A 19922-nucleotide genomic window follows, 5' to 3' on the forward strand; every position below is an offset into this window, starting at 1 on the left:
CCGACCCGCCGGAGCTCATCGTGCCGCCCATCCCTCCCGTGACCAAAGCGCTGATGCTGATCTGCACGGCGCTCTTCTGTCTGACCCTGCTGGTTCCCGGCGCTGGCGCCGTGGGCGCCTGGCTGGCCTTGTGGCCCGTCAATTCCGGCCTGTTCTGGCCCTGGCAGGTGGTGACTTACGGCTTCCTGCACGCCAGCCTCGGCCACCTGTTCTTCAACATGCTGGGCCTGTGGATGTTTGGCGGCGAGCTGGAGCGCATCTGGGGCGGCCGCCGCTACACGCACTTCCTGCTGGCCAGCACGCTGACGGCTGCGCTGGCGCAGCTGCTGCTGAGCTTCTCTGTCGGCATGAGCGCTCCCACGGTGGGCGCTTCGGGCGCACTTTATGGCCTGCTGATGGCGTTTGGCATGCTGTTTCCCAACCGCATGATCATGCCTCTCTTCCCGCCCATCCCCATGAAGGCCAAGTACTTCGTGATGGTCTTTGGCGCGCTGGCGCTGCTGTCTGGCGTGGCGGGCGGCGGTGACGGTATCGCCCACTTCGCCCACCTGGGTGGCATGCTGGGCGGTTTTCTGATGATCCGTTTCTGGCGCGGCCAGCCGCCGTTTCCGCGCCGTCGGCGCTGATGGTTGCTGCGCAGTCTGCGGCGCCCGACAGGGCTGAGGTCGCGCAGCACCTGAACCTCACCGTCACCGGCATGAGCTGCGCGGCCTGCGCGGCGCGCGTCGAGCGCGTGCTGCGCAAGGTGGATGGCGTGAGCGCCGTATCGGTCAACCTGGTCACCGGCCGGGCCGATGTCGAAGGCAATGCGGCGCTGTCGCGTGACGCTCTGGCCGCTGTGCTGGACAAGGCCGGCTACCCAGCGGCTCCTGAAGAGAAAGCGGCTGAAGCCGACTCAGCCGATTCATCCGCTGCATCTGCTGCATCCGCTCATGCGTACGACCCCCAAGAAGCGCCCGAAGCCACCGAGCTGCGTTCGCTGCGCCGCGATCTGCTGCGGGCAGCGCTGCTGACGTGGCCGGTTTTTGTCCTGGACATGGGCGCGCACCTGATCCCCGGCTGGCACCATCTGGTCCAGTCCACGCTGGGGAACGGCCTGAACGGCGCCCTTCAGGCGCTGCTGACCACGGCGGTGATGATTGGGCCGGGGCGGCGCTTTTTTGCGCGTGGACTGCCCGCGCTGCTGCACGGCGCGCCGGACATGAACGCGCTGGTGGCCGTGGGCACGCTGGCGGCCTGGGGCTATTCCATGGTGGCGCTGCTGGCGCCGATGCTTCTGCCGGCAGGCGCGGCGCACCTGTATTTTGAAAGCGCCACAGTCATCGTCACCCTGATTCTGCTGGGGCGCTGGCTGGAGGCCCGGGCGCGCGGGCGCACGGCGCTGGCCATCGGGCGTCTGGTCGGGCTGCAGCCGCGCACGGCCTGGGTGCGCGGGCCAGGCGGCGACATCACCGAGCAGGATCTGGCCCGGGTGGCCCGGGGCACCGTGGTGGTGGTGCGATCCGGCGAGCGCGTGCCCGTGGACGGCGAGGTGCTGGACGGCGAGAGCTGGGTGGACGAGGCCATGATCACCGGCGAGCCCCTGCCCGTGGCCAAGCGCGCGGGCGACCGCGTGGTCGGCGGCACGGTCAACCAGCAGGGCGCCCTGGTGATCCGCGCCACGGCGGTGGGCGGTGACAGCGTGCTGGCGCAGATCATCCGGCTGGTTGAGCAGGCGCAGGCGGGCAAGTTGCCCATTCAGGCGCTGGTGGACCGCATGACGGCGGTGTTCGTGCCAGTGGTGATGGGGCTGGCGCTGCTGACTTTCCTGGCCTGGCTGGTGCTCGGGCCTGTCCCGGCGCTGCCGCACGCGCTGGTCAGCGCGGTGGCGGTGCTCATCATCGCCTGCCCCTGCGCCATGGGCCTGGCCACGCCCACGGCCATTCTGGTCGGCACCGGGCGCGGTGCGGCGCTGGGTGTGCTGTTCCGCAAAGGTCAGGCGCTGCAGGGGCTGCGCGACACCCGTGTGGTGGCGCTGGACAAAACCGGCACGCTGACGGCCGGAAAACCGGCGCTGACCGCGCTGCATCTGGCGCCCGGTTTTGACCGCGCCACGGTGCTGGCGGCGGTGGCGACGGTGGAGTCGCGCTCCAGCCATCCGCTGGCGCAGGCCCTGGTGCGCGCCGCACAGGATGACGGTTTAACGCTGCCCGAGCTGCGGGATTACGAGGGCGCCGTGGGTCTGGGCGTGCGCGGCACGGTGCTGCAGGGCGGCGTGCCGCGCAGCGTGGCCCTGGGCTCGCAGGCGTATATCGAGCAGATCGTGGGTCAGGTTCATGCCCAGAACCTGAACCCGGCGCTGACCGCCAAAGCGGCTGAGTGGGCGGATCAGGGGCAGTCGCCGGTTTTTGTGGCCATTGACGGCCACTGCGCCGCCGCACTGGCGGTGAGCGATCCGCTCAAGCCCGACACCGCGCAGGCGCTGGCCACGCTGCGCCAGATGGGGCTGCGCGTGGCGATGATCACCGGCGACAACGCCCGCACCGCGCAGGCCGTGGCGCGCCAGCTTGGCATCACCGAGGTCGTGGCGGGTGTGCTGCCTGGCGGCAAGGCGCAGGCGGTGAAAGACTTGCGCGCACGCTTTGGCGCAGTGGCTTTTGTGGGCGATGGCATCAACGACGCGCCCGCGCTGGCCGAAGCCGATGTGGGCGTGGCGCTGGGCACGGGCACCGATGTGGCCATGGAGGCCGCCGATGTGGTGCTGATGTCCGGCAGCCTGCAAGGCGTGGCAACCGCCGTAGCGCTGTCGCGCGCGACGCTGTCCAACATCCGCCAGAACCTGTTCTGGGCTTTTGCCTACAACGCCGCGCTGATTCCGCTGGCCGCCGGGGTGTTCTACCCGATCTTCGGGTTGACGCTCTCGCCGGGCTTTGCCGCAGGCGCGATGGCGCTGTCCAGCGTCTGCGTGCTGACCAACGCGCTGCGCCTGCGCCGCTTCGCGCCGATCCGGCCGCAGAGCCCCGGTCAGGGGTAGAGACCGCGCACCTGGCGCGCTTCGAGGATGCGCTCGCAGGCGACCACAAAGGTGGCCGTGCGCAGGCTGATGCGGTGGTGGTCAGCCACGTCCCAGATGCGTTTCAGGGCATCGACCATGATTTTGTCCAGGCGCAGGTTGATCTCGTCTTCCGTCCAGAAGAAGCTGGAGAAATCCTGCACCCACTCGAAGTAGGACACCGTCACGCCGCCCGCATTGCAGATCACGTCGGGCACGACCAGGATGTTGCGGCTGGCCAGCATGTCGTCGGCCTCGGGCAGGGTGGGGCCGTTGGCGCCTTCCAGCACCAGTTTCGCGCTGAGGCGCTGGGCGCGTCCGGGGTCGATCTGGCCTTCCAGCGCGGCGGGGATGAGGATGTCCATGGGCACGTCCCAGAACTTCTCGTTCTCCATGGGCTCGCCGCCTGCAAAACCGCCGACGCCGCCGGTCTCGCGCACATGGGCCATCAGGTCGGCCATGTCAAAACCCGCTTCGCGGTAAATGCTGCCGGTGTGATCCTGCACCGCGACGATGCGGGCGCCTTCGCCCACAAACAGCTCGGCGGCGGACGAGCCCACGTTGCCAAAGCCCTGCACGGCGACGCGCGCGCCGTTGAGCGGCAGGCCGATGCGCCGCGCCGCTTCGCGCCCGGTCACGAACACGCCGCGGCCGGTGGCCTTGACCCGGCCCAGCGATCCGCCCAGCGGAATCGGCTTGCCGGTGACCACGCCGGTGGCAGTGGCGCCGGTGTTCATCGAGTAGGTGTCCATCATCCAGGCCATGATCTGGCCGTTGGTGTTGACGTCGGGCGCCGGAATGTCCTGCTGCGGGCCGATGATGATGCCGATCTCGCTGGTGTAGCGGCGGGTGAGTTTTTCGAGTTCGTTGCTCGTGAGCTGTTTGGGGTCAACGCGCACGCCACCTTTGGCGCCGCCGTAGGGCAGGTTGACGGCGGCGGTCTTGACCGACATCCAGGCCGACAGGGCCATGACTTCTTCCAGCGTCACGTCCGGGTGGTAGCGGATGCCGCCCTTGCCCGGGCCGCGCGACAGGTTGTGCTGCACCCGGTAGCCTTCGTAATGCATCACCACGCCGTTGTCCAGCTCGATGGGCACATCGACGATCAGCGTGCGCTTGGGTCGGCGCAGGGTTTCGGCCCAGCGCGACAGCGGCCCCAGATAGGGCACAACGCGATCGACCTGCGACAGGTAGGTCGTCCACGGGCTGGTGGGGTGGGATTGGACGAAGGACAGTCCTTGCATAATGTCTCCTTTTGGAATGATGTTCTAACGGCGGGGCCCGACCATGCAGACCCAGACCAGCGGATTTTATGACACGGGGCTGACGCCCTCTCCAGAGACCCTGCCCGCATCCCCGCCTCCGGGCCTGGCGGCAGCGCTGGCTGGCCGACTTGTGGTGGTGGGCGGCGGCAATATGGCGCGGGCCCTGCTGGGCGGCGCGCTGGCCGGGGCCGATGCAGCGCTGCTGGCCCGCGTGCGCGTGGTCGAACGCAGCGAAGACACGCGCACCGCGCTGGCGCGCGATCTGGGCGTGACGGTTCTGCCGGATCTCTCAGAGCTGCCTGCAGCGGCGCCAGAACTGGACGCCAGCGACACCGTGCTGTGGGCGGTCAAGCCCCAGGGCTTTGCGGCGGCAGCGGCCGAACTGCCACCCGGCTTTGCGGCCCCGGCGCTGCACGTCAGCGTCATGGCGGGCGTGACGCTGGCGCGTCTGGCGCAGGCCACCGGCGCAGCGGCGCTGGTGCGCACCATGCCCAACACGCCCGCGCTGGTCGGGCAAGGCATGACGGGGCTGTTTGCAGCTCCGGCCGTGAGCGCTGCGCAGCGCAACAGCGTGCAGGCACTGCTGAAGTCCACGGGCGAGCTGCTCTGGGTGGAAGCGGAAGGCGATCTGGACAGCGTCACCGCCGTCTCGGGCTCCGGCCCGGCCTATGTGTTTCTGCTGATGGAAGCCATGATGGCCGCCGGGCGCGACATGGGCCTGCCCGCTGCGGCGGCGCGCCAGCTGGTGCTGCAGACCCTGGCGGGCGCCACGGCGCTGGCGCGGGCCAGCGAGGTCGATCCGGCCGTGCTGCGCGCCCGCGTCACTTCACCGGGCGGCACGACGCACGCGGCCATCAGCCACATGCTGGACGGCGGTCTGCCAGCGCTGGTCCAGGCTGCGCTGCACAAGGCGCGCGAGCGCTCGCAGGAGCTGGGTCAGGCCTGAGCCTGTCAGCTCGCGGTCTTGAGCCGCGAGATGCGCACCAGCGCGATGCGGCGCTCGGCCACCTCCAGCACGTCAAAGCGCAGGCCCAGACGCTCGACCGATTCGCCCTTGGAGGGCAGGTGGCCGAACCAGCGCAGCAGCAGACCCGCCAGCGACACGCTGTCGCTGTCTGCATCGACAAAGCCTGCGCCTTCGATGACCTGATCGAGCTGGTGCAGGTCGGTGTGGCCTTTGACCAGCCAGGCCCGACCGTCAAAAATCACGTCGGGGGTTTCGTCCTCGTCGGGGAATTCGCCCGCGATGGCTTCCAGCACGTCCAGCGGTGTGACCAGGCCCTGCACGGTGCCGAACTCGTCATTGACCAGCACCAGCGAGCCCTTGGCCAGGCGCAGCACCGACAGCAGCTTGATGATGTCCACGCTCTCCAGCACCACGCTGGGCTGGGTTTTGGGCTTGAACTGGCGCAGGTGTCCGTGCTCCTGCACGGCGGTGAGCAGATCTTTGGCGCGCGCCACGCCGATCACCTCGTCCAGCGAACCCCGGCAGACCGGCAGCAGGCTGTGTGGCGTGTCCAGGATCTGGCGGCGCACGGCGTCAATGTCGTCCTCGACATCGACCCAGCTGATGTTGGCGCGGGGCGTCATGATGGCCTTGACCGAGCGCTCGGCCAGCGTCAGCACGCCGTTGATCATGTAGCGCTCTTCCTCGCGGAAGGCGGGCGGCTGTTCGTCATGCCGGGCATCGCTGTGCGATCCCTGGCCCGAGGCCGCCACCGGGGCGCTGGCCCCACGCTGGCGGCCGCCGATCAGGCGCAGGATGGCGTCGGCGGTGCGCTCGCGCAGCGGCAGTCGGGCCTGCTGGCGCACCGAGTTGCGCATGGACCACTGGTTGAAGCCCTCGATCAGGATCGAGAAACCAATTGCCGCGTAAATATAGCCCTTGGGCACGTGCCAGCCCAGGCCCTCGGCGACCAGGCTGAAACCGATCATCAGCAGGAAGCTCAGGCACAGGATGACCACCGTGGGGTGGGCGTTGACGAAGGCCGTCAGTGGCTTGGACGCCAGCAGCATCAGGCTCATCGCAATCACCACGGCGGCCATCATCACTTCCAGATGCTGGACCATGCCCACGGCGGTGATGACGGCGTCCAGCGAGAACACCGCGTCCAGCACCACGATCTGCGCCACGACCACACCAAAGCTGGCGTAGGCGACGTTGGCGCTGCCGTGCTGGGTGTTGCCCTCCAGACGCTCGTGCAGCTCGGTGGTGGCCTTGAAGAGCAGGAAAACCCCGCCCGCCAGCAGGATCAGGTCACGCCCCGAAACCGGCCAGCCCAGCACGCTGAACAGCGGCTGGGTCAGCGTCACCATCCAGGAGATGACGGACAGCAGCAGAAGCCGCATCAGCAGCGCCAGCGTCAGGCCGATCTGGCGCGCGCGGTCGCGCTGCTCGGGCGGCAGCTTGTCGGCCAGGATGGCGATGAACACCAGGTTGTCGATGCCCAGGACGACTTCCAGCACCACCAGGGTGAGCAGACCAATCCAGATCTGCGGATCCATCAGCAGTTCCATGCGGGCCTCCTGACAGGCTGGACGGCGCGACAGGCGCCCTCACAAAAGCTCGGAAAGCCGTGCGACGCGCAGGGGCGTCGACTCGCAGGGTCTGGGTTCACAGCGGGGAACAGAAAGTTGAAAGCCCTTGATTCTAGCGAAGTTTCACCCTCCTGACCCCACTGCGCGCGCTCAGGGCGCCAGGCGCTCGCGCAGCCAGCCATCGCCCGCGGCCGGGTCCAGGCGGTAGCGCAGGCGGTCGTGCAGGCGCGAGCGGCGGCCCTGCCAGAACTCCCATTCGCGCGGCAGAAGGCGGTAGCCGCCCCAGTGCGGCGGTCGCTGCGGGTGCTCGCCGTGCTCGGCGCCAGCTTGCGTCCAGGCCTGCTGCAGCCAGTCGCGCCCGGCAATCACCTGCGACTGCGGCGAGGCCCAGGCGCCAAGGCGCGAGGCCAGCGGCCGCGAGTGGTAATAGGCGTCGGCCAGTTCGCTCTCGGCGATCTGCGCAACGCCTTCGATGCGCACCACGCGTTCCATCTGCACCCAGTGGAACTGCAGCGCCACGCGCGGGTTGGCGGCGATCTCGCGGCCCTTGCGGCTGTCCTGGTTGGTGTACCAGACCAGGCCATCGTCCACGCCCTTGAGCAGCACCACGCGGGTGGAGGGCTGGCCGTCGGCGTCCACGGTGGCCAGCGTCATGGCCGTGGGTTCGGGCACCCCGGCGGCAATGGCCTCGTCCAGCCAGGTCTGGAACTGGATCATGGGGTTGGCGTGGGCGCTGGACTCATCGAGTTCGCCCATCTGGTAGTCGGTACGCAGTTCACTGATACGGATCACGGTGTGCTCCAAAAGCCACAAAAAAATGTCGAGGCAGTGCCCAAATGCCGTCAAAAGCAGCGAAGCGGGCTGCGGATGCAAACGCCAGGCCAACAGCCTGACGTGCTGACTTACACTGCCGCCTGTTTATATCCCAAGATACCCCAAGGAAGATTCCATGACTCCCGAACGTGAAGACGAAGAACGCGAACGCATGGCCGTCACCGGCGTGATCCTGGCTGCCGTGGTCGGCGCCGCCATCGCCATTGGCGCCTGGTGGGCGACCAAGCCGCAGAAGCTGGCGGCTGCCGCGCCCGCCGCCATGGCACCTGCTGCGCCCGCAGAACCGGCACCTGCACCGGCTGAGCCGGCTCCTGCCGCCGAACCCGCCGCTGAAGCTGCTCCCGCTGCAGATGCCGCTCCGGCTGCGGACGCTGCTGCGGCTGAACCCGCAGCGCCCAGCAAGGAAGTGCTGAGCACCGTCTACTTTGCGGTGGCTTCCTCAACGATTCCCGATGAAGCCAAGGACGGCATCGCCAAAGTCGCCGAGCGCCTGAAGGCCGAGCCTGCGCTGAAACTGCACCTGTCGGGCTATCACGACAAGACCGGCAGCGCCGACAAGAACGCCGAACTGGCCAAGAAGCGCGCTTTTGCCGTGCGCGACGCGCTGGTCCAGCTGGGTGTGCCCGAAGGCCAGCTGGAAATGGACAAGCCGGCCGCCAGCGAATTCAGCACCGACCCCAAAGAAGATCGCCGCGTCGAGCTGAATCTGCAAAAATAAGCTCCTTTCACGCTGAAGGAGAGGCCGGATGAAAATACCGCGCCTGAGAACCGGTGGCAGCCTGTCTGTCGCCGGTTTTGTTTTTATCTGGACGCTGCTCTGGTGGGCCATGCGCACCCTGGCCCGCCCGAATCTGGACGGCTACGGCGACATGCTGGAGAACTACGCCTGGGGCCAGGTCTTTGAGTGGGGCACGCACAAGCACCCGCCGCTGCAGGCCTGGCTGGCCGGGGCCTGGTTTCGCGTCTGGCCGGACACGGCCTGGGCCTACTGGCTGCTGGCCGGTCTGAACGTGGCGGTGGCGCTGGCGGGGGTTGCCGCGCTGGCGCGTCAGGACGCGAAAGCCGGGCGCAGCCGCAGTCTCGCGCTGGTGGCCGTGCTGCTGGCCGCGCTGGCGCTGCCCTACAGCACGCTGGCGGGCAAGCTCAACGCCAACAGCGTGCTGCTGGCCGTGTGGCCCTGGCTGGTGTGGGTGCTGCTGCGCTCGGTGCGCGCACACGGTCGGCCGCTGCTGCAGGCCGTGGCACTGGGGCTGCTGGCTGCGCTGGCGATGCTGGGCAAATACTACTCGGCCGTACTGCTGACGGCGCTGGCGCTGGCGCTGCTGCTGTCGCCCAGCGGGCGGCGCTGGTACCTGACGCGCTGGCCCTGGCTGGCGCTGGCCGTGTGTCTGCTGGCGCTCTCGCCGCACATGGCCTGGCTGGTCCACCACGAAGGTCTGCCGCTGAAATATGTCGAAGATCAGGGCGATGGCCGGATCGGCGGGGTCAACCTGCTCAAGTTTGCGCTGGGCCCGCTGATGTACTGGGCGATTCCGCTGCTGGGCGTGCTGTGGGCGGTGCGTCGCCAGCCCCGGGCCGCCCTGCGTCGCATCTGGCGCGGTCCGGACGACATCCTGCTGACGGCCAGCGTGCTGGTCTGGGCGATTTCCATGGGTTTTGGGCTGTCGGGCTTTGTCGAGCTGTCGCTGCCCTGGATCATTCCCATCGGCTTTGCCTACACGGTGCTGCTGGTGCGGGCGCTGGATGATGGCCAGATCGACGCCTGCGCGGCCGCTCTGCGCCGTCATGGCCTCAAAGGCGCTGCAGCCCTGCTGGGCCTGGCGGGGGTGATGACGGCCGTCAGCGCCTTCAAGCCGTCGCGCGCTTACGATCTGCCGCGCGAAGCCGCCGCCCAAGCGGTGATGGCGCTGTGGCAGCAGCAGCATCCGGGCCAGAAGCTGGCCTGGGTCAGCGGCGCCTGGCCGGAAATTGCCCTGTTGGCTTTTTATGGCGATGCGCAGGTGCGTGTGCTGCCCGAACGGCCCGACACCCCGGTCAGCCTGACGTTCTCGCGCCAGGGCCAGTTTGCCGGGCAGTGGGGCGCCTGGCTGTGTCCGGGCGCTGGGGCCGACGCCGCCTGCTCGGCGCAGGCGCAGCAGCTGGCCCGCCGCAGCGGTCAGCCGCTGCAGACCCTGACCGTGCATGCCAGCGGCTGGCGCTGGCACTGGCGTCAGCCGAAAGACGTGCCGTACAGCGTGGTGTTCATTCCGCCGAACTGACGCGGTCGGCACCGGAGGCGCGGCGTGAGTCCCCCGCCAAAAACGTCTCACACTGCCTCCCACACCGCCCGGGAGCGGGGCTAGACTGGTGGTCATTCATTTGGCCTGGAGCCTGTATGTCGCCCACCGATCCTGTCGATTGCGTCGATGCCGCCTTGAACGTCCTGCGCCAGCGTCTGCACAAAGCCCGCCCGCGCATCGCGCTGGTGCTGGGATCGGGCTGGGGCGGGGTGGCCGAGCGCATCGAAGCGCCGCAGCGCGTGTCTTACGCCGATCTGCCCGGCTTCCCCAAGCCGACGGTGCAGGGCCACGCCAGCGATCTGCTGTGCGGCCGCATCGGCGCGCACGAGGTGGCGGTGCTGACCGGGCGCAAACACAGCTACGAAACCGGCGATGCCAGCGGCATGGTTGTGCCGCTGCGCACCCTGCGCGCCTGGGGCTGCGACGTGCTGGTGCAGACCAACGCCGCAGGCAGCGTGCGGGCCGATATGCCGCCCGGCAGCCTGATGCTGATGGCCGATCACCTCAACCTGGCGCAGCGCTCGCCGCTGGTTGGCGAGACCGGCTCCGCCCGCTTTGTCGATATGGCGCAGGCCTACGACCCCGATCTGCGCGCGCAGGCCCGGGCGCACGCCACGCAGCAGGGTCTGGCGCTGCACGAGGGCGTTTACGCCTGGCTGCTGGGCCCGCAGTTTGAAACCCCGGCCGAGATTCGCATGACGCAGGTCCTGGGCGCCGACGCCGTCGGCATGAGCACCGTGCCCGAAACCATCATCGCCCGCCACGCCGGGATGCGCGTGCTGGCGCTGTCGCTCATGACCAATATGGGCGCGGGGCTGTCGGCCGAGACCCTCAGCCACGCCCACACCCTGCAGCAGGCGCAGGCCAGCAGCGCCCACGCCAGCGGATTCCTGCATGGCTTGATCGCGGCACTGGCTCTTTGACACGGCGAGCCGTCATCTTCCTCCCCTCATTCTTTTTGGAGACTGTTTATGGATATCGCCTCTGACACCGGCTGCGCCCGACTGGCGCTGGCCTGCCTGGATTTGACCGAGCTGGGCGACGCCTGCACCGAGGCCGATGTGGCCGCGCTGTGCCGCAAGGCCCAGGGCGAGGTCGGCGGCGTAGCGGGCGTGCTGCCGCGCACGGCGGCGGTCTGCGTCTGGCCGCGCTTTGTGGCGCAGGCGCGTGCGGCGTTGCCGCCGGGCATTGCGGTGGCGGCGGTGGTCAACTTCCCCGGCGGCGACGAGGCGCTGGAGGCCGTCACCGCGCAGGTCGACACCATCCGCAGTGGCGGCGGGCAGGAGGTGGATGTCGTCCTGCCCTGGCGCGCCCTGCAGGCGGGCGATGACGCCGCCTGCACCCGCCTGCTCAACGGCGTGCGCCAGGCCAGCCGGGGGCTGGTGCTCAAGCTGATTCTGGAATCGGGCGCGCTGGACGCCGCGCAGATCGCCCGCGCCAGCGCGCTGGGCCTGGCGGCGGGGGTGGATTTTCTCAAGACCAGCACCGGCAAGATTCCGCAGGGCGCCAGCCTGGAGGCCGTGCAGATCATGCTGGCCGCCATGGCCGCCGACCCGCGCCGGGACAGTCTGGGCCTGAAGCCTTCGGGCGGCATCCGCACGGTGGCGGACACGCGGCCGTATTTCCAGGCCGTGCGTGACACGCTGGGCGATGCGGCGCTGGTTCCGGCGCGTTTTCGCATTGGCGCCAGCGGCCTGTGGAACGACATCGCCCGCGTGCTGGGCGCCACGGCGGAAGCTCCCGCGCCGGGCGCCAACCCGCACTACTGATCCACCGCTGACCGGAGGCACCGCCATGCTGGCGCAGGAAATCATCCGCATCAAACGCGACGGCGGCGCGCTCGACCCCGCCATGATCCAGCGCTTTGTCGACGGCCTGGTCGATGGCAGCTGGAGCGAAGGCCAGGTGGCCGCGCTGGCCATGGCGATTTTCTTCCGGGGGATGGATCGCGCCGAGCGCGTGGCGCTGACCCTGGCCATGCGCGATTCGGGCGAACGCATGGACTGGTGCGGCCAGGATTTACCCGGGTCGGTGCTGGACAAGCACTCCAGCGGCGGCGTGGGCGACAAGGTCAGCCTGATGCTGGCACCCCTGGTCGCGGCCTGCGGCGGCGTGGTCCCGATGATTTCGGGGCGCGGCCTGGGCCACACCGGCGGTACGCTGGACAAGTTCGACAGCATCCCCGGCTACCAGACCGCGCCCGACTTGGCCACGCTGCGCCGGGCGGTGCGCGAAGCCGGCTGTGCCATCGTCGGGCAGACGGCGGACCTGGTTCCGGCCGACCGGCGGCTGTACGGCATCCGCGACGTCACCGCCACGGTCGAGCCCGTAGCGTTGATCACGGCCAGCATCCTGTCCAAAAAACTGGCCGCCGGGCTGCAGTCGCTGGTGATGGACGTGAAGGTGGGCAACGGCGCTTTCGCGCCCCGGCTGGACGTGGCGCGCGAGCTGGCGACCTCGCTGGTCCAGGTCGCCCGGGGGGCCGGGCTGCCCACGCACGCCTGGCTGACCGACATGAACCAGGTGCTGGGCACGAGCGCGGGCAATGCCGTCGAGGTGCGCGAAGCCATCGCCTTCCTGACCACGCCGCGGCGCGATGCGCGCCTGCTGGACGTGACGCTGGCGCTGGGTGCCGAGCTGCTGCAGCTGGGAGGCCTGTGCGCCACGCCGGACGCCGCCCGCGAGCGCCTGCTGCACGCGCTGGACAGCGGCGCTGCCGCCGAGCGCTTCGCCCGCATGGTCGCGGCGCTGGGCGGCCCGGCCGATCTGCTGGAGCGTCCTGACCACTACGTGGCCGAAGCCCCCGTGGTGCAGCCCGTGCTGGCGCCACGCAGCGGCTTCATCGCGGGCATGGCCACGCGCGACATCGGCGTGGCCGTCATCACCCTGGGCGGCGGACGCCACCGCGCCAGCGATCCGGTCGATGGCCGCGTGGGCTTCAGCCAGTTCGTTCAGGTGGGGCAGGCGGTGCAGGCGGGCGAGCCCCTCGCCGTCGTCCATGCCGCCGATGCTGCGTCGTTTGAGCGGGCTAGGGCCGATCTGCTGGCCGCGCTGCAGTGGTCGGATGCGCCTGTGGCCTCATCCCCGGTTCTTCTTGAAAAAATCACGGCATAAGTTGCGAAACTGACGGCCCAACCCACGAGAGAAATCACCATGTCCCGAGCCATTGTCATCGTGCTGGATTCCTTTGGTCTGGGCGCCGCGCCCGACGCCGACCGCTTTGGCGACACCGGCGCCAGCACGCTGGGCCACATCGCCCGCTGGGCTGTGCAGCAGGGGCGGCCGCTGCACCTGCCCAACCTGCTGGCGCTGGGCCTGGGCCAGGCGGCGCAGGCCACCAGCGGCGCCTGGCCCGACGGCCTGCCGCACACACAGCCTGCGCGGGCGGTGTATGGCGCTGCCGCCGAGATCAGCTTCGGCAAAGACACGCCCAGCGGCCACTGGGAGATGATGGGCTGCCCCGTGCCCTTCGACTGGGGCTACTTTGCCCCCGCACCGGCATCCGCACCCGCCGGGCAGAGCGTTTTTCCGCCCGAGCTGATGGCGCAGTGGCTGGCCGAATGCGGCCTGGAAGGCAGCCTGTGCAACGGCCACGGCAGCGGCACCGAAGTGATCGCGCAGTTCGGCGACGAGCATGTGCGCACCGGCTGGCCCATCTGCTACACCAGCGCCGACAGCGTCTTCCAGGTGGCGGCGCACGAGACGCATTTCGGGCTGGAGCGCCTGCTGGACATCTGCGTCAAGGCCAAGCCGATTTTTGACCAGGCGCGCATCGCCCGCATCATCGCCCGGCCCTTCAAGGGCGAATCGGGCGCTTATGTGCGCACCGGCAACCGCCGCGACTACACCACGCCCCCGCCCGGCGAGACGTTGATGGATCGCCTGCTGGCGCAGGGCCGCGAAGTCCACGCCGTGGGCAAGATCGGCGACATTTTCGCCCACCGGGGCGTCAGCCGCCTGTGGAAAGCCGACGGCAACGCCGCCCTGTGCGCCGCCACGCTGGACGCGCTGGACGCCTGCCCGGACGGCGGCATGGTCTTCACCAACCTGGTCGATTTCGACATGCACTACGGCCACCGCCGCGACGTGGCCGGTTACGCCGACGCGCTGGAAGCCTTCGACGCCTGGCTGCCGCAGCTCCAGGCCCGCCTGCGACCGGACGACGTGCTGGCCATCAGCGCCGACCACGGCTGCGACCCCACCTGGCCCGGCAGCGACCACACCCGCGAGTGCGTGCCGCTGCTGTTCAGCGGGCCTGGCATCCACGCCGCGCACGATCTGGGCCGCGTCGACACCTTCGCCGACCTCGGCCAGAGCCTGTCCCACTGGCTGGGCGTGGGGGCGCTGGCGCATGGGGTGAATCGGCTGGGGCAGTGACGGCGCAGTTGCGCTATCGCTATTGATGCACTTGCCTACAGCCAGCGGCGAACTTCCTGCAGATAGTTTCTGTAGGGCTCGCCGAAAATCTGCAACAGGTGATCTTCCTCGGGTTTGATCTGGAAGCGGGTGATATATGAGGCGAATATTACCGGCCCGATCAGCGCTGGGATGGATTGCAGATACAGCGCCCACGCCGTCAAAGTCAGTGCCATCCCGACATACATGGGATTGCGGGTGATGCGGTAAATGCCGTGTGTCACCAATACCGACGATTTCTGCGGCGACAGCGGATTGATGGTGGTTTTGTTCCGGATGAACTGGATAATGCCAAACACATCAAACACCAGGCCCACGCACAGCACCGGAACCGCCAGCCACGCGGTCCAATGCGGTAATACGAAAAATCCAGTCGCCCAACCAGCCAGCCAGCCCATCAAAAGCGCCAGAAGCAGCGCGACGATGGGCGGTGGGATTTTGGTGTTCAGGGCGTTCATGGGGGGCTTACCTGCCGCACCACTGTGCCTCGCAGGGCACGCGGTCGTTGTCACCATCCATTTCGACGGTAGGGCAGTTTTTCAGGAAATACGTCGCCTCGGCGCATGAGGTCATCTGCGAGCAGAATTTTCGGCCGTCGCAGCGGTAGATAGGAGCTGCTGATACTGCCAGTGACTGGGTGATCGCAAGTGTCGCGAGAGCCAGCCTGGCGAGGTGGTGAAGGCGGACTAGGGTATTGATGTTTACGAGTGGTGAGATTGCGATTTATTGGCTCACTCAAATTCTCTGCGAAATTGATTTACATCTTCTTCAGCATCGCATCGTAATCGGCATGCGAGCCAACCCAGAACCGACTGCAAATTCAGATAATGCCTCGTTGGCCAGCGATTCGAGAATATTTTCCGAAGTACTGAAAAGATGAGCCCACTTTTGCTAGGATTTTATTTCATCTATGAGTAAATTAGCCAGAACATCCTGTTCGCTGGGGGGTAATTTTGCAACTTCGCCCAGAACCTGTTCGAGAGAGTTTTTCATGGGATTCCTTGAGGTGTACGGCAGTAGAGTGTTTTCGTGACTTGTTGGCGAAGAGGTCTGGTTTGTGAATTCAGCCGTTGATTTCATCAATAAATTCGCCGTCCTCCATGTAGCTTGCAATGCCTCGATCCAGTCTTTCGAGCGTTTTGTGCAGTGACTTGCCTTTGTGTATCAAGGCGACGGGCATGTTGGATTCATCGGAGGCAATGACACAGCATAAGCCATTGATTTCTGTCTGAATTGAAATCGAATGACCCAATGCGATCCATTCGGCAATATTTTTGAAGGAGAGATCGAAATTCATGTTGTTTTCAAATGAGCGATTACTGAAATCATACGACTTCGTCGCTGCGATGGGTTATTAATGGCGATAGCCCCGTTTTTTGCCGCGCTTCAATGACAGGTGAAGACACCACACGCAGGTGCCCCGCCTTCATTTCCTGCACGGCCTGCAGAAGTTCAGCAGCAAGATCGCGCCCAGTTTCAAAGCTGGCGAGTTCTTTGTCAGTGAGGGGTTGATTTGAGAATTTCATATCGCCTTCTTCTGCTTCTTCAAAAACCGCTTCCCCTCGTCGCAGCAATCCGCCACGGCGCACTGCGCGCATTTGGGCGAGCGGGCGGTGCAGATATAGCGGCCGTGCAGGATCAGCCAGTGGTGGGCGTGAAGCATAAATTCGGGCGGGATGCGGCGCAGCAGGCCCTGTTCGACCGCCAGCGGGGTTTTGCCGGGGGCCAGGCCCGTGCGGTTGCCCAAGCGGAAAATGTGCGTATCGACCGCCATGGTGGGCTGGCCGAAGGCCACGTTGAGCACCACATTGGCGGTTTTGCGGCCGACGCCGGGCAGGGCTTCGAGGGCTTCGCGGGTGGCGGGGACTTCGCCGCCGTGCGCATCCAGCAGGATCTGGCAGGTGGCCAGCACGTTTTTGGCCTTGGTGTGGAAGAGGCCGATGGTGCGGATGGCGTCTTCCAGGCGCTCCAGCCCCAGAGCTAGCATCGCCTGGGGCGTGCGGGCGACGGGGAAGAGGCGGTGCGTGGCCTTGTTGACGCTCACGTCGGTGGCCTGCGCCGATAGCATCACCGCAATCAGCAGCTCGAAGGGGCTGGTGTATTCCAGCTCGGTGCGCGGCTCGGGGTTGGCGGCCTGCAGGGTGGCAAAGAAGCGGGTGATTTCGGCGCGGTTCATGGGTGGGCGGGCGGCACTTCGGGCGCCTGGTCGGCGGTGGGGGGCGGGGCATTGGGGCGTTGACGCTCCAGCAGCGGCACGAGCTGCACGGCAACCACTCCCAGCAGGATCAGGCCGCAGCCGGCCCAGGCGGCCAGGCCCAGGCGGTCGCCCATGAAAATCGCCCCGGCCAGCGCGGCGAACAGGGTTTCGCTGGTCAGGATGATGGCCGCGTCGGTGGCCTGGGTGTGGCGCTGCACCACCACCTGCAGGGTGTAGCCCACGCCGACCGACAGCACGCCGGTGTAGAGCAGCGCGCCCATCGCGGTCTGGACGCCGGACCAGGAAACGGGCTCCAGCACCGCGCCCGTCGCCATCGACAGCAGGCCGCAGACCACAAACTGCAGCCAGGCCAGCAGCAGCGGGCGCTGGCTGTGCCCGGCCCAGTGGCCGACCATGACCACGTGCAGCGCCCAGGGGATGACGCTGGCCAGCACCAGCGCATCGCCGGGATTGAGCTGGGTCAGATTGACTTCGCCGGTCAGCAGCCACAGGCCGATCAGGCTGGCGACCATGGTGGGCCAGACGCTCCAGTGCGGGCGCTGGCGGAACAGCATCCACACCAGCAGCGGCACCAGCGGCACATACAGCGTGGTCAGAAAGCCCGCGTGCGTGACCGAGGTGTGGACGATGCCCGCCTGCTGCAGGCAGGCGCCCAGCCAGACCAGCACGCCCAGGCCCAGGCCGTGGCGCAGGCGCTGGCGGGTGGGCTCCAGGCCCTCGCGGCGCGCGACGCGGCGCAGTTCCAGCCACACCAGCGGCGTGATGGTCGCCGCGCCCATCAGAAAACGGATGCCGGTGAACCACAGCGGCCCCAGGCTGCTCATGCCCCAGGCCTGGCCGACGAAAGCCGATCCCCAGATCAGGCAGACGAAGGTCAGGACGGCGTTCGATTGCCAGCGCGTCATGCCGCACCCCCGCGCAGGCGGCGCGCCTTGGCCAGCGCCGCCGCCAGAATGGCCTGGCGCGTGCCGGGTTGATCCAGTTCCGCGACGGGGGAATCGTCCGGGCGCTTGGCCTGGCGCTGCTGGCGCGCCTGGCGGTCCAGATAGCGCTGGCGGGCCCCTTCGGCCTGATCGGGCGTCCAGGCGTCCCAGCCGGTTCGGCCGGGCGTGACGGAAAACGAGGTGATGCAGTCCACCGGACAGGCGGGCAGGCACAGCTCGCAGCCCGTGCAGTCGGCCTCGATGACGCTGTGCATGCGCTTGGGCCCGCCGACAATGCAGTCCACCGGACAGGCCTGGATGCACAGCGTGCAGCCGATGCACTGGGATTCGACGATGCGCACGGCGTAGCGCTCCTGCGCCTCGCCGCAATCCGGGTCCAGCGGCAGGGTGGGGCGGTTCAGGACATCCGCCAGGCGCTGCACGCCCTCTGGGCCGCCTGGCGGGCAGCGGTTGAGCGGCACGGCCTCGTCCACCAGGGCCTGCGCATAGGCGCGGCAGTCGGGGTAGCCGCAGCGCTGGCACTGCGTCTGGGGCAGCAGGGCGTCAATACGATCAACCAGACGATCAACCGAAAGGTCAGCCCACTCCTGCGCTTCGCTGGCGGGCGGGCTCATCCCTTCTGGCTCAGCGCGTTGCCGACCAGGCGGGCGGTGATGTCGACGATTTCGATCATGCGCTCGTAGGCCATGCGCGTCGGGCCGATCACGCCCACGGTGCCGACGACTTCGCCATCGACGCGGTAGGGTGCGCTGACCACGGACAGTTCTTCAAAGGGCACGACCTGGCTTTCGCCGCCGATGTAAATGCGCACGCCCTCAGCGCGGCTGGAGCCGTCCAGCAGGCGCATGAGCTCGGTTTTCTTCTCGAAGAGATCAAACATGCGCCGCAGCGACTGCAGGTTCTGGCCGAAATCCTGCACATCCAGCAGGTTGTGCTCGCCCGAAACGACGACCTCGCCGGCCGCATCGCTGGCCGGTTCGCTGCTGTGCACGGCGGTGTGCATGAGGCTGGAGATTTCGCTGCGCAGCTCTTCGACCTCGCCCTGCAGGCGCTGGCGCACGGTGTCCAGCGCGACGCCGGTGAAGCGCTCGTTGAGCTGGTTGCTGGCCTCGATCAGTTCGGTCTGCGTGAAATCGCGCGGCGTCAGCACCACGCGGTTCTGCACATCGCCGTCGGGCGTGACCAGGATGACCAGCACGCGGCGCTCCGAGAGGCGCAGAAATTCGATGTGGCGAAAGATGCTGCTGCGCTTGGGCGCCGTCACCACGCCGACCAGGCTGGAGAGCTGCGACAGCACCTGCGCGGCCTGGCTGATGACCTTCTGCGGCTGGCCGCCTTCGCCCAGCGGGGGCGGCAGCGCGACCTGTCCGCGCTGGCCGTCGCGGCCGCGTGCGGTCAGCAGGGTATCGACGAAAAAACGGTAGCCACGCGCGGTGGGAATGCGTCCGGCGCTGGTGTGCGGGCTGGCGATCAGTCCCAGCTCTTCCAGATCGGCCATGATGTTGCGTATGGTCGCGGCCGACAGCACCATGCCCGGCGTTTTGGACAGCGTGCGCGATCCGACCGGCTGGCCGTCGCTGATATAGCGTTCGACCAGCAGGTTCAGCAGGGCTTGGGCACGTTCATCCATGCAGCGATTTTAAGCGCCGCAGCATTTCTTGTACTTTTTGCCACTGCCGCAGGAGCACGGGTCGTTGCGGCCGGGCGTGGGCGCGACGGTGATGGGCTCGCGGGCGATTTTCACCGACAGCCACAGCAGGCGCGCGTCCTGCACGGCAAAGAGTGCGCTGTCGATCAGGTCCTCGCGGGTCAGGGTCGCGCCTTCGTCGTCAAACAGGGCCTGCAGCGATTCTTTCTGGTCCTCGCCGCTTTCGGTCAGCACGATGATGCGGCCCAGGATTTCCTCGTAGAGATCGCTGTTCTCGCCATCCAGCGCTTCGGCTTCGGGCCAGCCGCCCGCATCCATGCCCGCCATGAAGCCGCTGGCCCAGACGGTGGCGTCGGGGTCGATGTCGTCGGCGGTGAGCTCGCCAGAGGCGATCAGGCGCTCGCGCTCGTCGTCCGGCAGGGTCAGGATCAGCGGCTGCAGGCGCAGGCCGTTTTCGTCACCGTCCATCAGGGCCTGCGGATCCAGCTGGGCCTGCAGCACTTTCCAGCGCGCGGCCAGCGCCGTCATGGCGGATTCGGGCAGGGGCGCAAGCGGCTCCTGGCTTTCGGCCAGATCCTGGCGCAGCTGCGTCACCCATTCATGAAGCGTGGGGCGGTAAGGTCCGGCTGCCAGGGCGGTCATGTAGCCGTCCAGCCATTCGATGGAGATGTCTTCCTCGCCGGGGCTCAGGGGTGTGCAGGCGGCTTCGAGGGCTTTGATGTCGTCCTCGGAGGATTCGGGGATGGCGA

At 67.8% G+C, this 19922-nt stretch carries 21 protein-coding genes; 9 read left to right on the top strand and 12 right to left on the bottom strand.

The features are described from left to right. Positions 1 to 20: 20 nt before the first annotated feature. Together RV045_RS09960 and RV045_RS09965 are read left to right on the top strand one after the other, a co-directional pair. The gene (locus tag RV045_RS09960) at positions 21 to 626 is read left to right on the top strand and encodes a rhomboid family intramembrane serine protease (RefSeq protein WP_423235631.1); all 606 of its coding nucleotides are present in this window, start codon (positions 21 to 23) and stop codon (positions 624 to 626) included. Next, positions 626 to 3013 (top strand): heavy metal translocating P-type ATPase, encoded by a 2388-nt coding sequence (locus tag RV045_RS09965; RefSeq protein ID WP_423235632.1) that lies wholly within the window; start codon positions 626 to 628, stop codon positions 3011 to 3013. Before RV045_RS09960 ends, RV045_RS09965 begins: the two co-directional genes overlap by 1 nt. Here the strand turns inward: RV045_RS09965 and RV045_RS09970 are convergent. Then, positions 3004 to 4278: a Glu/Leu/Phe/Val family dehydrogenase gene (locus RV045_RS09970; RefSeq protein ID WP_423235651.1), complete on the bottom strand. Its 1275-nt coding sequence runs from the start codon at positions 4276 to 4278 to the stop codon at positions 3004 to 3006. The two genes, RV045_RS09965 and RV045_RS09970, sit on opposite strands and share 10 nt — an antisense overlap. Positions 4279 to 4318: 40 nt before the next feature. Between RV045_RS09970 and proC the strand changes: the two genes are divergently transcribed. Then, the gene (gene proC, locus RV045_RS09975) at positions 4319 to 5242 is read left to right on the top strand and encodes a pyrroline-5-carboxylate reductase (protein ID WP_423235633.1); all 924 of its coding nucleotides are present in this window, start codon (positions 4319 to 4321) and stop codon (positions 5240 to 5242) included. Between the two features lie 5 nt (positions 5243 to 5247). Here proC and RV045_RS09980 read toward each other — a convergent pair whose 3' ends face one another. Further along, positions 5248 to 6813 (bottom strand): TerC family protein, encoded by a 1566-nt coding sequence (locus tag RV045_RS09980; protein WP_423235634.1) that lies wholly within the window; start codon positions 6811 to 6813, stop codon positions 5248 to 5250. Positions 6814 to 6984: 171 nt separating this feature from the next. Next, positions 6985 to 7638: a pyridoxamine 5'-phosphate oxidase gene (gene pdxH / locus RV045_RS09985; RefSeq protein ID WP_423235652.1), complete on the bottom strand. Its 654-nt coding sequence runs from the start codon at positions 7636 to 7638 to the stop codon at positions 6985 to 6987. A gap of 145 nt (positions 7639 to 7783) precedes the next feature. Between pdxH and RV045_RS09990 the strand changes: the two genes are divergently transcribed. From RV045_RS09990 to RV045_RS10015, 6 genes are all read left to right on the top strand, one after another. Continuing rightward, positions 7784 to 8386, top strand: a complete 603-nt coding sequence (locus tag RV045_RS09990; RefSeq protein WP_423235635.1) for an OmpA family protein — start codon at positions 7784 to 7786, stop codon at positions 8384 to 8386. 28 nt (positions 8387 to 8414) lie between these two features. Next, the gene (locus RV045_RS09995; RefSeq protein WP_423235636.1) at positions 8415 to 9926 is read left to right on the top strand and encodes a glycosyltransferase family 39 protein; all 1512 of its coding nucleotides are present in this window, start codon (positions 8415 to 8417) and stop codon (positions 9924 to 9926) included. A gap of 116 nt (positions 9927 to 10042) precedes the next feature. Beyond that, positions 10043 to 10870 carry a purine-nucleoside phosphorylase gene (locus RV045_RS10000; RefSeq protein ID WP_423235637.1) on the top strand — a complete coding sequence of 276 codons (828 nt, stop codon included), beginning with the start codon at positions 10043 to 10045 and terminating at the stop codon, positions 10868 to 10870. Between the two features lie 48 nt (positions 10871 to 10918). Further along, the gene (deoC, locus tag RV045_RS10005; RefSeq protein ID WP_423235638.1) at positions 10919 to 11716 is read left to right on the top strand and encodes a deoxyribose-phosphate aldolase; all 798 of its coding nucleotides are present in this window, start codon (positions 10919 to 10921) and stop codon (positions 11714 to 11716) included. 25 nt (positions 11717 to 11741) lie between these two features. After that, entirely contained in the window at positions 11742 to 13061 is a 1320-nt protein-coding gene (gene deoA, locus RV045_RS10010) for a thymidine phosphorylase (RefSeq protein WP_423235639.1), read from the top strand. A 39-nt stretch (positions 13062 to 13100) separates the two neighbouring features. Beyond that, a complete protein-coding gene (locus tag RV045_RS10015; protein ID WP_423235640.1) occupies positions 13101 to 14324 on the top strand; it encodes a phosphopentomutase in 1224 nt (407 codons plus the stop codon). 35 nt (positions 14325 to 14359) lie between these two features. Here the strand turns inward: RV045_RS10015 and RV045_RS10020 are convergent, their stop codons facing one another. The 9 genes from RV045_RS10020 to RV045_RS10060 all read right to left on the bottom strand — a co-directional run. Beyond that, positions 14360 to 14821, bottom strand: a complete 462-nt coding sequence (locus tag RV045_RS10020; protein WP_423235641.1) for a methyltransferase family protein — start codon at positions 14819 to 14821, stop codon at positions 14360 to 14362. Positions 14822 to 14828: 7 nt separating this feature from the next. Further along, the gene (locus RV045_RS10025; protein WP_423235653.1) at positions 14829 to 15086 is read right to left on the bottom strand and encodes an excalibur calcium-binding domain-containing protein; all 258 of its coding nucleotides are present in this window, start codon (positions 15084 to 15086) and stop codon (positions 14829 to 14831) included. A 340-nt stretch (positions 15087 to 15426) separates the two neighbouring features. Next, positions 15427 to 15660 carry a hypothetical protein gene (locus RV045_RS10030; RefSeq protein WP_423235642.1) on the bottom strand — a complete coding sequence of 78 codons (234 nt, stop codon included), beginning with the start codon at positions 15658 to 15660 and terminating at the stop codon, positions 15427 to 15429. Positions 15661 to 15688: 28 nt separating this feature from the next. After that, a complete protein-coding gene (locus RV045_RS10035) occupies positions 15689 to 15889 on the bottom strand; it encodes a hypothetical protein (RefSeq protein ID WP_423235643.1) in 201 nt (66 codons plus the stop codon). Continuing rightward, positions 15886 to 16539: an endonuclease III gene (gene nth / locus RV045_RS10040; protein ID WP_423235644.1), complete on the bottom strand. Its 654-nt coding sequence runs from the start codon at positions 16537 to 16539 to the stop codon at positions 15886 to 15888. Before nth ends, RV045_RS10035 begins: the two co-directional genes overlap by 4 nt. Further along, positions 16536 to 17486, bottom strand: a complete 951-nt coding sequence (locus RV045_RS10045; protein WP_423235645.1) for a DMT family transporter — start codon at positions 17484 to 17486, stop codon at positions 16536 to 16538. Before RV045_RS10045 ends, nth begins: the two co-directional genes overlap by 4 nt. Continuing rightward, positions 17483 to 18139 (bottom strand): RnfABCDGE type electron transport complex subunit B, encoded by a 657-nt coding sequence (locus RV045_RS10050; protein WP_423235646.1) that lies wholly within the window; start codon positions 18137 to 18139, stop codon positions 17483 to 17485. Before RV045_RS10050 ends, RV045_RS10045 begins: the two co-directional genes overlap by 4 nt. Continuing rightward, the gene (gene hrcA, locus RV045_RS10055; protein ID WP_423235647.1) at positions 18136 to 19155 is read right to left on the bottom strand and encodes a heat-inducible transcriptional repressor HrcA; all 1020 of its coding nucleotides are present in this window, start codon (positions 19153 to 19155) and stop codon (positions 18136 to 18138) included. Before hrcA ends, RV045_RS10050 begins: the two co-directional genes overlap by 4 nt. Before the next feature lie 9 nt (positions 19156 to 19164). After that, the coding region (locus tag RV045_RS10060) for a UPF0149 family protein (RefSeq protein ID WP_423235648.1) at positions 19165 to 19922 on the bottom strand (758 nt) is incomplete at its 5' end.

Origin of the sequence: Amphibiibacter pelophylacis (assembly GCF_037688875.1) — a bacterium.
GTDB lineage: Bacteria > Pseudomonadota > Gammaproteobacteria > Burkholderiales > Burkholderiaceae_C > Amphibiibacter > Amphibiibacter pelophylacis.

What these genes read in the sequence shown, in the direction of transcription:
- RV045_RS10045 (WP_423235645.1), bottom strand. Translation starts at nt 17,486, where the DNA reads ATGACGCGCTGGCAATCGAACGCCGTCCTGACCTTCGTCTGCCTGATC.
- RV045_RS10020 (WP_423235641.1), bottom strand. Translation starts at nt 14,821, where the DNA reads ATGAACGCCCTGAACACCAAAATCCCACCGCCCATCGTCGCGCTGCTT.
- hrcA (WP_423235647.1), bottom strand. Translation starts at nt 19,155, where the DNA reads ATGGATGAACGTGCCCAAGCCCTGCTGAACCTGCTGGTCGAACGCTAT.
- RV045_RS10000 (WP_423235637.1), top strand. Translation starts at nt 10,043, where the DNA reads ATGTCGCCCACCGATCCTGTCGATTGCGTCGATGCCGCCTTGAACGTC.
- RV045_RS10015 (WP_423235640.1), top strand. Translation starts at nt 13,101, where the DNA reads ATGTCCCGAGCCATTGTCATCGTGCTGGATTCCTTTGGTCTGGGCGCC.
- RV045_RS09965 (WP_423235632.1), top strand. Translation starts at nt 626, where the DNA reads ATGGTTGCTGCGCAGTCTGCGGCGCCCGACAGGGCTGAGGTCGCGCAG.
- deoA (WP_423235639.1), top strand. Translation starts at nt 11,742, where the DNA reads ATGCTGGCGCAGGAAATCATCCGCATCAAACGCGACGGCGGCGCGCTC.
- RV045_RS10050 (WP_423235646.1), bottom strand. Translation starts at nt 18,139, where the DNA reads ATGAGCCCGCCCGCCAGCGAAGCGCAGGAGTGGGCTGACCTTTCGGTT.
- RV045_RS09995 (WP_423235636.1), top strand. Translation starts at nt 8,415, where the DNA reads ATGAAAATACCGCGCCTGAGAACCGGTGGCAGCCTGTCTGTCGCCGGT.
- RV045_RS09980 (WP_423235634.1), bottom strand. Translation starts at nt 6,813, where the DNA reads ATGGAACTGCTGATGGATCCGCAGATCTGGATTGGTCTGCTCACCCTG.
- deoC (WP_423235638.1), top strand. Translation starts at nt 10,919, where the DNA reads ATGGATATCGCCTCTGACACCGGCTGCGCCCGACTGGCGCTGGCCTGC.
- RV045_RS10035 (WP_423235643.1), bottom strand. Translation starts at nt 15,889, where the DNA reads ATGAAATTCTCAAATCAACCCCTCACTGACAAAGAACTCGCCAGCTTT.
- nth (WP_423235644.1), bottom strand. Translation starts at nt 16,539, where the DNA reads ATGAACCGCGCCGAAATCACCCGCTTCTTTGCCACCCTGCAGGCCGCC.
- RV045_RS10030 (WP_423235642.1), bottom strand. Translation starts at nt 15,660, where the DNA reads ATGAATTTCGATCTCTCCTTCAAAAATATTGCCGAATGGATCGCATTG.
- proC (WP_423235633.1), top strand. Translation starts at nt 4,319, where the DNA reads ATGCAGACCCAGACCAGCGGATTTTATGACACGGGGCTGACGCCCTCT.
- RV045_RS09990 (WP_423235635.1), top strand. Translation starts at nt 7,784, where the DNA reads ATGACTCCCGAACGTGAAGACGAAGAACGCGAACGCATGGCCGTCACC.